The organism is Pseudomonas sp. 05N36, assembly GCF_056397385.1.
Map to the genome: position 1 here is coordinate 254,431 of NZ_JBFTNH010000004.1, position 15,407 is coordinate 269,837.

Sequence of the window (15,407 nt, forward strand, 5' to 3'; positions counted from 1 at the left end):
AGCAAGCTCCCTCGCCACAGTTGCGCAGTGTTTAAGTGCGGCTTAAAGCGCCGACTCGGCCGTTGCCAGTTTCGGCTGGCGGTACAGGTCCAGCAACACCTGGTCGAGCACCGTATGCGCACCAAAAGGCGCCGGGTCGTTGAGGATCGCGACCACCGCCCAGGTGTTGCCGTTGTTGTCGCGGCTGAAACCGGCGATGGCGCGCACGGTGTTCAGGGTACCGGTCTTGACGTGTGCTTCACCCCGCATTGCGGTGGTCTTGAGGCGTTTGCGCATGGTGCCGTCCATGCCGCTGATCGGCAGCGAACTGACGAACTCGGCCGAGTACGGGCTTCTCCAGGCCGCTTGCAGCATGCTCGCCATTTCACGGGCGCTGACCCGTTCGGCACGCGACAGGCCCGAGCCGTTCTCCATCACCAGGTGCGGCGCGGTGATGCCTTTCTTCGCCAGCCACTGACGCACTACGCGTTGTGCGGCTTTGGCATCGTCAGCATCGGCATCGGTGCGGTATTTCGCGCCCAGGCTGAGGAACAGCTGCTGAGCCATGGTGTTGTTACTGTATTTGTTGATATCGCGGATGATTTCCGCCAGGTCCGGCGAGAACGCCCGCGCCAGTACCTTGGCATCCTTTGGTACGGCGGCCAGACGATCCTTGCCCTGGATGCTGCCACCCAGTTCCTGCCAGATCGCCCGTACGGCGCCGGCGGTGTAGGTCGCATGATCGAGCAGCGAAAGGTAAGTCTGCGAGCTGCAACCGTCGGCCAACTGGCCCGCAACCGTCACGGACACGCTGCCGTCGGCCTGGGTCACCGGGTTGTAGCGCACGCCCCCGGAACACTGTTTGCCGCTGAGCGCTTTGACCTGGTTGTCGATGCGAATGCTGGCGATCGGCGGTTCGACCGACACCAGAACCTTGCCCGAATCGTTGCGAGCAACGAAACGCAGGGCCTTGAGGTTGACCATCAGCGCGTCGGGCTTGACCAGGAACGGCTTGTTCTCGTCTTTACCATCGTCATTGAATTCAGGAAGTTGCGGCTGGACGAAGAAGCTGCGGTCCAGCACCAGGTCACCGGTGACTTGCTGCACGCCATTGGCCCGCAGGTCACGCATCAGCAGCCAGAGTTTTTCCATGTTCAGCTTTGGATCGCCGCCACCCTTGAGGTACAGGTTGCCGTGGAGGATGCCGCCATTGAGGGTGCCGTCGGTGTAGAACTCRGTTTTCCACTGGTGGTTCGGGCCAAGCATTTCCAGCGCGGCGTAGGTGGTGACCAGTTTCATGGTCGAGGCCGGATTGACTGAAACGTCAGCGTTGAAGACCGTCGGTGTGCCCGGGCCGTTGAGCGGAATCATCACCAGCGACAGGGCGCTGTCCTGCAACTTGCTGGCTTTGAGTGCTTTTTCAACGCTGGGTGGCAGGGTGGTGTTGACTGGGGCAGCGGAAACAGGGAAGGCCAGCGGCACAAGCAGGCTGGCAAGAAGCAATGGACGCAAAGATTTGATCATCTGAAATAAAACCCTACAGCCGAGGGGAAAAAGATGAGGGCATGAGAATAATTTCCCTCGGTGGTCGCGAAAGTGTCGGCATTATGCCCCAAGGAGTAGCGGCTTGTGCCGTATCCAGAAGGCCGAATCCGCTATTTTTTTACCGGCGGTGGGCACAAGCAGCCAGAGAGTCGGGCAAACAACGGCTTAAACTGCTAAAGTGCTGCCCGTTATTACTTTTGAGGATTGTTCCAATGGCGACTAACCGTTCCCAGCGTCTGCGCAAAAAGCTTTGCGTCGATGAATTTCAAGAGCTGGGTTTTGAACTGAACCTGGATTTCAAAGAAGGTCTGGCTGATGARGCTGTTGACGCTTTCCTCGACGCGTTTCTGAAAGAAGCCATGGAAGCAAACGGCCTCGGCTACGTTGGCGGCGACGACTTCGGTCTGGTTTGCCTGCAAAAACGTGGCTCGGTCAGCGCAGAACAACGCGCCGCCGTTGAAGCCTGGCTGAAAGCCCGCACCGAGCTGACCAGCGTAGAAGTCAGCCCGTTGCTGGACGTTTGGTACCCGGAAAAGCCGATCAATCCGGTAGCCTGATGTTCAAAAAAACGGCGACCTGAAGGTCGCCGTTTTTTTTTTCGTTTCAGGCGTTGCGCCAGTTCAGAATCGTCAGCGTCACCACCCCCGCCACAATTCCCCAAAATGCCGAACCAATGGAAAACAGCGTCAGCCCCGACGCAGTGACCATAAAGGTGATCAATGCCGCTTCACGTTCCTTCACTTGCGCCATGGCGATGCTCAGGCCGTTGATGATCGAGCCGAATAGCGCCAACGCGGCAATCGACAGCACCAGCTCTTTTGGCAAGGCGGCGAACAGCGCTGCGAGCGTTGCGCCAAAGACCCCGGCAATCCCGTAGAAAATCCCGCACCAGACGGCCGCGGTGTAGCGCTTGTTGCGATCTTCGTGGGCATGCGGCCCGGTGCAGATTGCGGCGCTGATCGCTGCCAGGTTGATCCCGTGGGAGCCAAATGGCGCCAGCAACAGTGAGGCGATGCCGGTGGTGGTGATCAGCGGCGAGGCCGGCACGTTGTAGCCGTCGGCGCGCAACACGGCGATGCCGGGCATGTTCTGCGAGGTCATGGCCACCACGAACAATGGAATACCGATGCTGATGGTTGCCGCGAGGGAGAAGTGTGGGGTGGTCCAGACCGGGGTGGCCACTTCCAGATGAAAACCGCTGAAATCCAGCAGGCCCATGACGCCGGACAGTGCCGTGCCGATCAGCAGCGCCGCCAGCACTGCATAACGCGGCGACAGGCGCTTGACCACCAGATAGGTGAAAAACATCCCCAATACCAGGCCGGTGCGGTGCTGAGCAGCGACGAAAATTTCACTGCCGATCTTGAACAGAATCCCCGCCAGCAACGCTGCCGCCAGTGACGCAGGAATGCGTTTGACCAGGCGTTCGAAGCTGCCGGTCATGCCGCAAAGGGTGACGAGCACGGCGCAAGTGATGTAGGCGCCAATCGCCTCGCCGTAGGTCACGCCCGACAGGCTGGTGATCAGCAGCGCCGCACCGGGCGTCGACCAGGCAATGGTGATCGGTGTGCGATAACGTAAGGACAAACCGATCGAGCACACCGCCATGCCAATCGAAATCGCCCAGATCCACGATGAAATTTGCCCGCTGGTCAGGCCCGCCGCCTGGCCGGCCTGGAACATCAGCACCAGTGAGCTGGTGTAGCCGGTCATCATGGCGATGAACCCGGCGACGATGGCCGAAGGTGAAGTGTCGGCCAACGGGCGAAGTTGCGCGTGAGTGGCGTCGGTCATGGCGCGGTGTTCCTTGTTCTTGATATACGAATAAAGTCCGCTGCCACCCGCGTGGCGAGGGAGCTTGCTCCCGCTCGGCCGCGTAGCGGTCGTAATGTGTGAGCGAGGTTATCTGAATAAACGAGTCGGCAGGTTTCAGGACTGCTGTGCAGTCCAACGGGAGCAAGCTCCCTCGCCACGGGCCATGTGTTCAAGCCTAAACTTAAACATGGCAGCTCGTTGCAATACAGCCGGGGGCGTATGTGGCCGTACAGTCGTGTTGCCACCAGCGGTTGTGTACAATGTGCTGTGTTTTTTACGCAATACTTGCCAGCGACCCTCTGTGACGTATTACAGTCACAGTCAATTCGCCGCAGTTCTCCCGACTCGAGTGCCCATGAACGAACAGTTGCAGCCCCTCAAGAAACAACCGCGAGCAGGCAAAGCCGGCCGCAGCGGAACCCAGGACGATATCGTCTATGCGCATATCTTCGAGGCCATCCTCGAACAGCGCCTGGCGCCCGGTACAAAGTTGAGCGAAGAGGCGCTGGGAGAAATTTTCGGGGTCAGTCGCACCATCATTCGCCGCGCGCTGTCGCGTCTGGCCCACGAAGGCGTGGTGCTGTTGCGGCCCAACCGGGGTGCCGTGGTTGCCAGCCCGAGTGTCGAAGAAGCCCGTCAGGTATTCATGGCGCGGCGTCTGGTAGAGAAGGCGATCACTGAACTGGCAGTCGTACACGCGACGGCCGAACAGATTGCCGAGCTGCGGCAAATGGTCAACGACGAGCGCGACAGCTTCTCCCGTGGCGACCGCGGTGCCGGTATCCGTCTGTCTGGCGAGTTTCACCTGAAGCTGGCCGAGGCGGCGAAGAACGCCCCGCTGATCAGCTTCCAGCGCAGCCTGGTGTCGCAGACTTCCTTGATCATCGCCCAGTATGAAAGCGGTAACCGCTCGCACTGTTCCTACGATGAACACACTCAGCTGATCGATGCCATCGAGGCCCGCGATGCCGACCTGGCGGTGAACCTGATGATGCATCACATGGATCACATCGACAGCAAGCTCAACCTCGACGAAGAAAGCGCCTCGGACGATTTGCACGCGGTGTTCTCGCACCTGTTGCAGACCAAAAAGCCAGGGCGGCCGACCGCCAAGCTTTGATAGACCGCGGCGCGCCTATCGCGAGCAGGCTCGCTCCCACAGGGTTTTGTGCTGAATACAAATTCTGTAACCACTGAAGATCAACTGTGGGAGCGAGCCTGCTCGCGATGGCGGTCTGACAGACGATAAAAAAATCCCCCGCAACCGAATGGCTGCGGGGGATTTTTTATTTCTGGAAAAACTTAACGCTGGTGCACCAGGCTCCCCGCCGCATACGTCTGCAACACCGTCCGGTCATCCCCCAGTGTCATCAGCACAAACAGCGTCTCGGCGATGCTCTTGGCCTGTTTCAAGCGATAGCCGAGCAGCGGCGTGGCGTTGTAGTCCAGCACCAGGAAGTCGGCGTCGGTGCCCGGTTGCAGGGTGCCGATCTTGTCTTCCAGGCGCAGTGCGCGGGCACCGCCAAGGGTTGCCAGGTACAGCGATTTGAACGGGCTCAGGCGTGCGCCTTGCAGCTGCATGACTTTGTAGGCTTCATTCAGGGTTTGCAGCAGCGAAAAGCTGGTGCCGCCGCCAACGTCAGTGCCCAGGCCGACGTTCAGGTTGTGTTTTTCGGCCATCGGCAGGTTGAACAGGCCACTGCCGAGGAAGAAGTTCGAGGTCGGGCAGAAGGCGATCGCCGAACCGGTTTCGGCCAGGCGCGCGCATTCGTCATCGCACAGGTGCACACCGTGCGCGAATACCGAACGTTCGCCGAGCAGTTTGTAGTGGTCGTAGACGTCCAGGTAGCCCTTGCGCTCCGGGAACAGTTCCTTGACCCATTGAACTTCCTGCAGGTTTTCACTGATGTGGGTCTGCATGTACAGGTCGGGGTATTCGCTGAGCAACTGGCCGGCCAGGGCCAGTTGTTCCGGGGTGCTGGTCGGTGCAAAACGAGGCGTCACCGCGTAGTGCAATCGACCCTTGCCGTGCCAGCGCTCGATCAGCGCCTTGCTGTCGACATAGCTGGATTCGGCGGTGTCGGTCAGGTAGTCCGGCGCGTTGCGGTCCATCATCACCTTGCCGGCGATCATCCGCAGGTCGAGCTTTTCGGCGGCTTCGAAGAACGAGTCCACCGATTGTGGGTGCACGCTGCCGAACACCAGTGCGGTGGTGGTGCCGTTGCGCAGCAGCTCCTTGATGAAGATACCGGCGACTTCTTCGGCGTGGGCCTTGTCGGCGAACTGGCTTTCGCACGGGAAGGTGTAGGTGTTGAGCCAGTCCAGCAGTTGTTCGCCGTAGGCGCCGACCATACCGGTTTGCGGCAGGTGGATGTGCGTATCGATGAAGCCCGGGGTGATCAGCGCATCCTGGTAATGGCTGACTTGAATGTCGGCGGGCAGGCTGGCGAGCAACTCGCTGGCGTGGCCGATGGCGCTGATCTGGCCGTTTTCAGTCACCAGCAAGCCGTCTTCGAAATACTCGTAGGAGGCTTCGATACCCACCACGGCTGGGTCGGCGATGCTGTGCAGAATGGCGGCACGGTAGGCTTTGCGAGTCAAAGGCATTGTCGTTCTCGGTTCGTGGCTTTTTAGTTCGAAGCGTGACTGCGGCGCGAGGCGGGCAGCAGTTTGGCAATAGGTTCGGCTTTCGTGCTGTGCGCGCCGAAATTCGCGTTATAGGTGGCGATGATTTCGCCAGCGATGGAGATGGCGATTTCCACCGGCAATTTGCCTTTGACCTCACCCAGGCCCATCGGGCAGCGCATGCGTTGCAGCACGGCGTTGTCGAAACCGCGCTCGCGCAGGCGGTGTTCGAATTTCACCCGTTTGGTCTTCGAGCCGATCAGGCCGAAGTAGGCGAAGTCGTTGCGCTTGAGGATCGCCGCGGTGAGTTCCAGGTCGAGCTGGTGATTGTGAGTCATGACGATGCAGTAACTGCCAGCGGGCAGGTCGTCGATTTCGTCCACCGGTTCTTCGGCGACGATTTTACGTACGCCGTGGGGGATCTGTTCGGGGAACTCGGCCTCCCGCGAATCGATCCAGCGCACGCGGYAGGGCAGGCTGGCCAGCAACGGCACCAGCGCCCGACCGACGTGGCCGGCACCGAATACAGCGATCTGTACCTGTACCTGGCCCATGGGCTCGAACAGCAACACCGTGACGCCACCGCAGCATTGACCGAGGCTGGCGCCGAGGGTGAAACGCTCCAGGTGGGTGTCCTGTTTGCCGCTGGCAAGCATCTCCCGGGCGACCTGCATCGCCTTGTATTCCAGATGCCCGCCACCGATGGTGTCGAACGCCTGCGTGGCGCTGACGACCATTTTCGAACCGGCATTGCGCGGCGTCGAACCGAGCTCTTCGATGATGGTCACCAACACGCAGGGCTCACCCTGGTTTTGCAGGTCGGCGAGGGCGTCGATCCAGTTGTACATGTTCACCTCAACATCTGCGTTGTCTGTTCGGGCCTCATCGCGAGCAGGCTCGCTCCCACATTGGATTTGTACAGGTCCAACAATCAGCACATAACCCTGTGGGAGCGAGCCTGCTCGCGATTGGCCGCGACGCGGTCTTTACAGCGAAGCCAGCTCGGTTTCGGCTTCCACGGCTTTCACCGCCTTCAACTGGCGCATCTGCTCACAGCCCCACAACACCCGCTCCGGTGTGGCCGGCGCGTCGACTTTTGGTTGATGCCGGTAATCGCCCAGGCTCGCCACCGCATCCTTGATCGCACACCAGGCGGCGATGCCCAGCATGAACGGCGGCTCGCCTACGGCTTTGGAGTGGAACACCGTGTCTTCCGGGTTCTTGCGGTTTTCCACCAGCTTGACCCGCAAATCCAGCGGCATGTCGGCGACCGCCGGGATCTTGTAGCTGGCCGGGCCGTTGGTCATCAGTTTGCCCTTGGCATTCCAGACCAGCTCTTCCATGGTCAGCCAGCCCATGCCCTGGATGAAGCCACCCTCGACCTGGCCCATGTCGATGGCCGGGTTCAGCGAAGCGCCGACGTCATGCAGGATGTCGGTGCGGAGCATTTTGTATTCGCCGGTCAGGGTGTCGACGATCACCTCGGCGCAGGCTGCGCCAAACGCGTAGTAGTAGAACGGCCGGCCGCGAGCCTGGCTACGGTCGTAGTAGATTTTCGGGGTCTTGTAGAAGCCGGTGCTGGACAGCGACACCTGGGCGAAATACGCCTGCTGGATCAGTTCTTCGAAGGTCAGGATCTGATCGCGAACCCGCACGTGGCCGTTGTGAAACTCCACGTCTTCTTCGCTGACCGCATACTTGCGCGCGGCAAATTCCACCAGGCGTTGCTTGATGATTTCGGCGGCGTTTTGCGCAGCCTTGCCGTTCAGGTCGGCACCGCTGGACGCGGCGGTCGGCGAGGTGTTCGGCACTTTGTCGGTGTTGGTCGCGGTGATCTGCACACGGTCGATTTCAACCTGGAACACTTCGGCCACGACTTGCGCGACTTTGACGTTCAGGCCCTGGCCCATTTCGGTGCCGCCGTGGTTCAGATGAATGCTGCCGTCGGTGTAGACGTGAATCAGCGCACCGGCCTGATTGAGGAAGCTGGCAGTGAAGGAAATACCGAATTTAACCGGGGTCAGCGCCAGGCCTTTTTTCAGGATCGGGCTGTTGGCGTTGTAGCGGCGGATCGCTTCGCGGCGTTCGGCGTACTGGCTGCTTTCTTCCAGCTCGGCGGTGATTTCCTCGAGCATGTTGTGCTCGACGGTCTGGTAGTAATGGGTGACGTTGCGCTCGGTCTTGCCGTAGTAGTTGGCCTTGCGCACGGCCAGCGGATCGAGGCCCAGATGACGGGCGATGGCGTCCATCACTTCTTCGATGGCGACCATTCCTTGCGGGCCACCAAAGCCACGATAGGCGGTGTTCGATGCGGTGTTGGTCTTGCAGCGATGACCGTTGATGGTCGCGTCGCCCAGGTAGTACGAGTTGTCCGAGTGGAACATCGCCCGGTCGACGATCGACGCCGACAGGTCCGGTGAACAACCGCAGTTGCCGGCCAGTTCCAGCTGGATGCCGTGCAGGCGTCCGCTGTCGTCGAAGCCCACATCGTATTCAATGTAGAACGGGTGACGCTTGCCGGTCATCAGCATGTCTTCGACCCGTGGCAGACGCATTTTGGTCGGCTGCCCGGTCAGGTGCGCAATTACCGCGCAGAGACAGGCGGGGCTGGCGGCCTGGGTTTCCTTGCCGCCAAAGCCGCCGCCCATGCGGCGCATGTCGACGACGATTTTGTTCATCGACACGTCGAGCACTTCCGCCACCAGTTTCTGCACTTCGGTGGGGTTCTGGGTCGAGCAGTAGACGATCATGCCGCCGTCTTCGGTCGGCATCACCGAAGAGATCTGGGTTTCCAGATAGAAGTGTTCCTGGCCGCCGATGTGCAGCGTGCCTTGAATCCGGTGCTCGGCGGTCGCCAGCGCAGTGGCTGAATCTCCGCGCTTGTGGGTGTGGCTGTCCAGCACGAAATGGCGTTTGCGCAGGGCTTCGACCACGTCGAGCACCGGCTCCAGATCTTCGTATTCGATGATCGCGGCCATTGCCGCCTTGCGTGCGGTTTCCAGATCTTTCGCGGCCACCGCGAGCACCGGTTGACCGACGAATTGTACGTCGTCGATGGCCAGCAATGGGTCGCCCGGCAACAATGGACCGATGTCTTTCAGGCCCGGCACGTCTTCATGGGTAATGGCGATGCGCACGCCTTCAAAGGCGTAGCAGGGCTGGGTGTCGATGCTGATTATTTTCGCGTGGGCGCGGTCGGAGAGCCGTGCGTAAACGTGCAGCTGATTCGGGAATTCCAGTCGATCGTCGATGTACTGCGCTTCACCGGACACGTGTTTGTCGSCGCTGTCGTGCTTGACGCTGCGACCGACACCGGTGGTCAGGTCCTTGGCAAACAGTTCGGCCAGTTCGGCTTGGGTCTTCTCGACTTTGTGATGGTTAGACATAAGCGGTCACCCGAGTCTCGATGTGCGGTGTTTGCAGTTCGATGAAGTATTTACGCAGCAGGTTCTGCGCGCTGAGCAGGCGGTATTCCTTGCTCGCACGGAAGTCCGTGAGCGGTGTGAAGTCTTGCGCAAGGGCGGCGCAGGCACGTTCGACCGTTGTCTGCCCTTGAGAAAGTGAACTCCACTGCGCGCCGAGCAGTGCGGCTTCGCAGCTTTTCGCGCGTTTCGGCGTCGCAGCCATGCCGCCGAACGCGACGCGGGCGTCGGTAACCACGCCGTTTTCGATGCGCAGGTTGAATGCCGCGCAGACCGCGGAAATGTCATCGTCCAGACGCTTGGAGACCTTGTAGGCGCGGAACAGTTGTTCAGCGCTGGCGCGCGGCACGATGATCTTTTCGATGAACTCGCTTTCCTGGCGCGCAGTGACCCGGTAATCGATGAAGTAGTCTTCCAGCGCCAGGGTGCGACGGGTTTCGCCTTTGCACAGCACGATCTGTGCGCCCAGAGCGATCAGCAGCGGAGGCGAGTCACCAATCGGCGAGGCGTTGCCGATATTGCCGCCCAGGGTGCCCTGATTGCGGATTTGCAAGGAGGCGAAACGTTGCAGCAATTCGCCGAAGTCCGGGTACTCGGCCTTGAGGGCGTCGTAGCAATCGGAGAGGGCGGTAGCGGCGCCGATTTCCAGGCGATCGTCAAAGCGCTCGATGCGCTTCATTTCTGCGACGTTGCCGACGTAGATCATTACCGGCAGCGTGCGGTGGAACTGGGTCACTTCCAGTGCCAGGTCGGTACCGCCGGCCAACAGTCTGGCTTGCGGATAAGCGTCGTAGAGGTCGGCCAGATCGGCGACGGTCAGTGGCACCAGGCAGCGTTTATCGCCGCTGTTCAGTTCACCGGTGTCGGTCGGCGCAATGGCTTTCAGGCGAGCGATGGTTTCGGCTTCGCGGGCATCGAACTGGTCGGGCTGTCTGGCACTGCACACTTGTTCGGCGGCGGCGAGGATCGGCCGGTAGCCGGTGCAGCGGCAAAGGTTGCCGGCGAGGGCTTCGTGGGCTTTATGGGAATCGGCGTGATCGCTGTTTTTCTGCAGGGCGAACAACGACATGACGAAGCCCGGTGTGCAGAAGCCGCACTGTGAGCCGTGGCACTCGACCATGGCTTTTTGCACGCTGTGCAGCTTGCCTTGGTGTTTGAGGTCTTCGACGCTGATCAGCTGTTTGCCGTGCAGCGACGACACAAACGTCAGGCAGGAATTGAGGCTGCGATAGCGAATGTGTTCGTGGCCGCTGTCATCGGTCTGCAATTCACCGACCACCACCGTACACGCGCCACAGTCACCGCTGGCGCAACCTTCTTTGGTACCGGGTTTGCCCAAATGTTCGCGCAGATAGTTCAGCACGGTCAGGTTCGGGTCCAGGGCGTGCTCGCTACGGAGTTCCTGGTTAAGTAAAAACTGGATCACGGAAGGCCTCGCAGACTCATTATTGTTGTTAACCGACGAACCTGAATTTATCAGGTCTGACTTTTCGGTCAATGATTTTCTGACTTAAAGGTCAGGAAATTCGCTTTTGCCGATCAACAACGGCTTCTTTCATTATTGACCCTCGCGGGATACCTCGCTTTTTGCTTGAATCGTGCCAAATTCCGCTGGCTGGGCCCTGCGCCATCACCCCGCAAGTGCGCTACACTGCGCCGCTTGTGCAGATCGAAGAGTTTGAAGGAAAACCATGACGTTCAAGGCGCCGGACAGCCTCGCCGAGCAAATAGCTCACCACCTCGCCGAACGCATCATTCGCGGCGACCTCAAGCCCGGAGAGCGCATCCAGGAACAGAAGGTCACCCTGGCCCTCAATGTCAGCCGCGGCTCGGTTCGCGAAGCCTTGCTGATTCTCGAGCGCCGGCACCTGATCGCCATCCTGCCGCGTCGTGGTGCTCATGTGACCGAACTCACCGCACACAAGGTGCAGAGCCTGTGCACGCTGATGAGCGAGCTGTACATCCTGCTCGGTAATTCAGTGGCCAGTGGCTGGCAGGTCCAGGCCGACATGGCGCCGTTCCTGCAAATCCAGCAGCGCCTGAGCGCCAGTTACGAGCGTCAGGACATCCGCGCTTTTGTCGAAGACAGTTTCAGCGTGATGCGGGCGGCGTACCCATTCGCCAATAACCCGTACTTGCAGGAAACCGTCGAGAACCTGCAACCGGCCATGAGCCGTGCGTATTTTCTCGCCCTGGAACAGCGCAAGGCCGAGATGAGTGAGTTCCTCGAGCTGTTCGAGCGCTTGCTCGCGGCCGTGCTGGCTCGTGATTTGCCAGAGATTCGCGTCGTGCTCTCGGCTTATGCCCGGCGCAGTTGCGATCTGGTGCTGTCTGCCTTGCCGGTTGCCTGAGCGTGCGGCTCAAGTGCATCAAACTGGCGGGGTTCAAATCCTTCGTCGACCCGACCACGGTAAACTTCCCCAGTAACATGGCGGCGGTGGTCGGGCCCAATGGTTGCGGCAAATCGAACATCATCGACGCCGTACGCTGGGTGATGGGCGAGAGCTCGGCCAAGAACTTGCGCGGCGAGTCGATGACCGACGTCATCTTCAACGGCTCCACCAGTCGCAAACCGGTGAGCCAGGCGAGCATCGAACTGGTGTTCGACAACTCCGACGGCACGTTGCTCGGCGAGTACGCGGCCTACGCGGAAATCTCCATTCGCCGTAAAGTCACCCGCGACAGCCAGACCACGTATTACCTCAACGGGACCAAATGCCGTCGCCGCGATATCACCGACATTTTTCTCGGTACCGGCCTGGGCCCGCGCAGCTACTCGATCATCGAACAGGGGATGATCTCCAAGCTGATCGAGTCCAAGCCGGAAGACCTGCGTAACTTTATTGAAGAAGCGGCGGGGATCTCCAAGTACAAGGAGCGCCGGCGCGAGACCGAAAACCGTATCCGTCGCACCCACGAAAACCTTGAGCGCCTGACCGACCTGCGTGAAGAGCTGGAACGTCAGCTCGAACGCCTGCATCGTCAGGCCCAGGCCGCCGAGAAGTATCAGGAATACAAAGCCGAAGAGCGTCAGCTCAAGGCGCAGCTGTCGGCGCTACGCTGGCAGGCATTGAACGAACAGGTCGGCCAGCGCGAAGCAATCATCGGCAACCAGGAAATCAGTTTCGAGGCCCTGGTCGCTGAACAGCGCAATGCCGATGCGAGCATCGAGCGGCTGCGCGACGGTCATCACGACCTGTCTGAGCGCTTCAATCTGGTGCAGGGCCGTTTCTATTCGGTCGGCGGCGATATCGCCCGGGTCGAGCAAAGCATCCAGCACGGTCAGCAGCGTTTGCGTCAGTTGCAGGACGATTTGAAGGAAGCCGAGCGTTCGCGCCTGGAAACCGAGTCGCACCTGGGCCACGACCGCACCTTGCTGGCGACCCTCGGCGAAGAGCTGGACATGCTCACGCCCGAGCAGGAAGTCACCAGCGCCGCTGCTGAAGAGGCCGCCGCCGCGCTGGAAGAATCCGAAACCACCATGCACGGCTGGCAGGAGCAGTGGGACAGTTTCAACCTGCGCTCGGCCGAGCCACGGCGTCAGGCCGAAGTCCAGCAGTCGCGCATCCAACAGCTGGAAACCAGCATGGAACGCCTGGCCGAGCGCCAACGTCGCTTGGCCGAAGAGCGCGACCTGTTGTCGGCAGCACCGGAAGACGCGGCGATCCTTGATCTGAGCGAACAGCTTGCCGCCAGTGAAGCAACCCTCGAAGATTTGCAGGCCAGCGAAGAAGCGCAGGTCGAGCGGCTTGAGCAGTTGCGTCAGGAACTGCAGCTGGCCCTGCAAAACCAGCAGCAGGCGCAGGGCGACTTGCAACGGCTCAACGGGCGCCTGGCCTCGCTGGAGGCGTTGCAGCAAGCGGCGCTTGATCCGGGCACCGGCGCCGCCGAGTGGTTGCGTGAACAGCGTCTGGCCGAACGTCCGCGTCTGGCTGAAGGCTTGAAGGTTGAAGCGGGTTGGGAGCTGGCGGTGGAAACCGTGCTCGGTGCCGACCTGCAAGCAGTGCTGGTCGATGACTTCGCGGGCTTCGATCTGTCCGGCTTTGCCCAAGGCGATCTGCGTTTGCTCAGCCCAGCCAGCGATGGTGTGCGGATCCCCGGCAGCCTGCTCGACAAGGTTGAGGCGCAGATCGATCTGTCGCCATGGCTGGGACAGGTCAAGCCGGTGGACAGTCTTGAACAGGCGCTGTCGCTGCGTGGTCAATTGTCGGTCGGCGAAAGCCTGATCAGCCGTGATGGCTACTGGGTTGGGCGGCACTTCTTGCGGGTGCGCCGCGCCAGTGAGGCCGAGAGCGGCATGTTGGCGCGCGGGCAGGAAATCCAGCGTCTGGGGCTTGAGCGCGAAGAGCGCGAAGCCACCGTCGAGACGCTGGAAACCACCCTGCAAAACCTGCGCGCCCAGCAGCGTCAGCAAGAGAATGGCCGCGAACACCTGCGCCGTTTGCTGCAAGACGAAGCGCGCCAGCAAGGCGAGTTGAAAGCTCAGCTGTCGGCCGGTAAAGCCAAGGCCGAGCAACTGACGTTACGCCGTACGCGGCTCGACGAAGAGCTCGGTGAATTGGCGGAGCAACGCGCGCTGGAACATGAACAGATTGGCGAGTCGCGCCTGCAATTGCAGGAAGCCCTCGACAGCATGGCGATCGACACCGAACAGCGCGAGCTGCTGCTGGCTCAGCGCGACAGCTTGCGCGAGCGCCTGGATCGGGTGCGGCAGGAGGCCCGTCAGCATAAAGACCACGCGCACCAATTGGCGGTGCGTCTGGGCTCGCTCAAGGCGCAACACGATTCAACCCGTCAGGCGCTGGAACGGCTGGAATTGCAGTCCGAGCGTCTGACGGAAAAGCGCGAGCAGCTCAGTCTTAATCTGGAGGAGGGCGAAGCACCGCTGGAAGAGTTGCGGCTCAAGCTTGAAGAGTTGCTCGACAAGCGCATGAGCGTCGACGAAGAACTCAGAACCGCGCAGATCGCCCTGGAAGATGCCGACCGTGAGTTGCGTGATGCCGAGAAACGCCGCAGCCAGGCCGAGCAGCAATCACAGCTGATCCGTGGTCAACTTGAACAGCAGCGCATGGAATGGCAGGCCCTGACCGTGCGCCGCAAAACCTTGCAGGATCAATTGCTCGAAGACGGCTATGACCTGAACGGGGTGCTCGCCACCCTGGTGGCTGAAGCGAACGAAAAAGACGCCGAAGAAGAGCTCGAGCGTATTGCTGCGCGAATTCAGCGACTGGGCGCGATCAACCTCGCAGCCATCGACGAGTATCAGCAGCAGTCCGAGCGCAAGCGTTATCTGGATGCTCAGGATGCTGACCTTGTGGAAGCGCTCGATACGCTGGAAAACGTCATTCGCAAGATCGACAAGGAAACCCGCAATCGCTTCAAAGATACCTTTGATCAGATTAACGGTGGATTGCAGGCTCTTTTTCCAAAAGTTTTCGGTGGAGGCAGCGCTTATTTGGAACTGACGGGCGAAGATCTACTCGATACAGGGGTAACGATCATGGCGCGTCCGCCCGGGAAGAAGAACAGCACCATCCATTTGCTGTCAGGCGGTGAAAAAGCCCTGACGGCATTGGCACTGGTATTTGCGATCTTCAAGCTGAACCCGGCGCCGTTCTGCATGCTCGACGAAGTTGACGCACCGCTGGATGACGCTAACGTTGGACGCTATGCCCGATTGGTGAAAGAGATGTCACAAACAGTGCAGTTCATCTATATCACCCACAACAAGATCGCCATGGAAATGGCCGACCAATTGATGGGGGTCACGATGCATGAGCCTGGTTGTTCGCGTCTGGTAGCTGTGGATGTCGAGGAGGCGATGGCGATGGTGGACGCCTGAGTCATGGCGCGTAGGCCAGATATTTGCGCGAAGCAGGGATTTTTTTCCGCAGAGAATGCTGGCTAATCGACATAATGGCTGAAGCCATTGTGACTGACGGTGTAAAGTTATCTTTGGTCGTGCTAGTTTAATGTCAATTTTTCGTATGCGTGGGCAAAACGCCATTCAGAACATAGAGT

Annotated in this window: 10 protein-coding genes; 4 read left to right on the plus strand and 6 right to left on the minus strand. The window is 60.2% G+C overall.

Annotated features, from left to right (window positions below; all coding sequences use genetic code 11):
• Positions 1 to 42: 42 nt before the first annotated feature.
• Positions 43 to 1,503 carry a D-alanyl-D-alanine carboxypeptidase/D-alanyl-D-alanine endopeptidase gene (dacB, locus tag AC1DIH_RS07880; protein WP_477771268.1) on the minus strand — a complete coding sequence of 487 codons (1,461 nt, stop codon included), beginning with the start codon at positions 1,501 to 1,503 and terminating at the stop codon, positions 43 to 45.
• A gap of 233 nt (positions 1,504 to 1,736) precedes the next feature.
• Here dacB and AC1DIH_RS07885 point away from each other — a divergent pair, with 233 nt between their 5' ends.
• Positions 1,737 to 2,081: a YggL family protein gene (locus tag AC1DIH_RS07885; RefSeq protein WP_477771269.1), complete on the plus strand. Its 345-nt coding sequence runs from the start codon at positions 1,737 to 1,739 to the stop codon at positions 2,079 to 2,081.
• Between the two features lie 46 nt (positions 2,082 to 2,127).
• Here AC1DIH_RS07885 and AC1DIH_RS07890 read toward each other — a convergent pair whose 3' ends face one another.
• On the minus strand, positions 2,128 to 3,318 hold the full coding sequence (locus AC1DIH_RS07890; protein ID WP_477771270.1) for a benzoate/H(+) symporter BenE family transporter: 1,191 nt from the start codon (positions 3,316 to 3,318) through the stop codon (positions 2,128 to 2,130).
• A gap of 376 nt (positions 3,319 to 3,694) precedes the next feature.
• Between AC1DIH_RS07890 and AC1DIH_RS07895 the strand changes: the two genes are divergently transcribed.
• Positions 3,695 to 4,459 (plus strand): GntR family transcriptional regulator, encoded by a 765-nt coding sequence (locus tag AC1DIH_RS07895; protein WP_103315365.1) that lies wholly within the window; start codon positions 3,695 to 3,697, stop codon positions 4,457 to 4,459.
• A 182-nt stretch (positions 4,460 to 4,641) separates the two neighbouring features.
• On the opposite strand, the gene guaD is transcribed toward AC1DIH_RS07895, so the two are convergent.
• From guaD to xdhA, 4 genes are all read right to left on the minus strand, one after another.
• Entirely contained in the window at positions 4,642 to 5,946 is a 1,305-nt protein-coding gene (gene guaD / locus AC1DIH_RS07900; RefSeq protein WP_477771271.1) for a guanine deaminase, read from the minus strand.
• A 23-nt stretch (positions 5,947 to 5,969) separates the two neighbouring features.
• Positions 5,970 to 6,812: a xanthine dehydrogenase accessory protein XdhC gene (xdhC, locus tag AC1DIH_RS07905; protein ID WP_477771272.1), complete on the minus strand. Its 843-nt coding sequence runs from the start codon at positions 6,810 to 6,812 to the stop codon at positions 5,970 to 5,972.
• A gap of 138 nt (positions 6,813 to 6,950) precedes the next feature.
• Positions 6,951 to 9,350 (minus strand): xanthine dehydrogenase molybdopterin binding subunit, encoded by a 2,400-nt coding sequence (gene xdhB / locus AC1DIH_RS07910; RefSeq protein WP_477771273.1) that lies wholly within the window; start codon positions 9,348 to 9,350, stop codon positions 6,951 to 6,953.
• Positions 9,343 to 10,812, minus strand: a complete 1,470-nt coding sequence (gene xdhA, locus AC1DIH_RS07915; protein WP_477771274.1) for a xanthine dehydrogenase small subunit — start codon at positions 10,810 to 10,812, stop codon at positions 9,343 to 9,345. The genes xdhB and xdhA overlap by 8 nt, the downstream gene beginning before the upstream one ends.
• Before the next feature lie 265 nt (positions 10,813 to 11,077).
• On the opposite strand from xdhA, the gene AC1DIH_RS07920 reads away from it, so the two are divergent.
• Together AC1DIH_RS07920 and smc are read left to right on the plus strand one after the other, a co-directional pair.
• The gene (locus AC1DIH_RS07920) at positions 11,078 to 11,737 is read left to right on the plus strand and encodes a GntR family transcriptional regulator (protein WP_216744939.1); all 660 of its coding nucleotides are present in this window, start codon (positions 11,078 to 11,080) and stop codon (positions 11,735 to 11,737) included.
• A 2-nt stretch (positions 11,738 to 11,739) separates the two neighbouring features.
• Positions 11,740 to 15,228 carry a chromosome segregation protein SMC gene (gene smc / locus AC1DIH_RS07925; RefSeq protein WP_477771275.1) on the plus strand — a complete coding sequence of 1,163 codons (3,489 nt, stop codon included), beginning with the start codon at positions 11,740 to 11,742 and terminating at the stop codon, positions 15,226 to 15,228.
• The last annotated feature ends 179 nt before the right edge of the window (positions 15,229 to 15,407 follow it).

Coding starts and splice junctions, on each gene's coding strand:
- AC1DIH_RS07890 (WP_477771270.1), bottom strand. CDS start 3,318: ATGACCGACGCCACTCACGCGCAACTTCGCCCGTTGGCCGACACTTCA.
- AC1DIH_RS07895 (WP_103315365.1), top strand. CDS start 3,695: ATGAACGAACAGTTGCAGCCCCTCAAGAAACAACCGCGAGCAGGCAAA.
- guaD (WP_477771271.1), bottom strand. CDS start 5,946: ATGCCTTTGACTCGCAAAGCCTACCGTGCCGCCATTCTGCACAGCATC.
- AC1DIH_RS07920 (WP_216744939.1), top strand. CDS start 11,078: ATGACGTTCAAGGCGCCGGACAGCCTCGCCGAGCAAATAGCTCACCAC.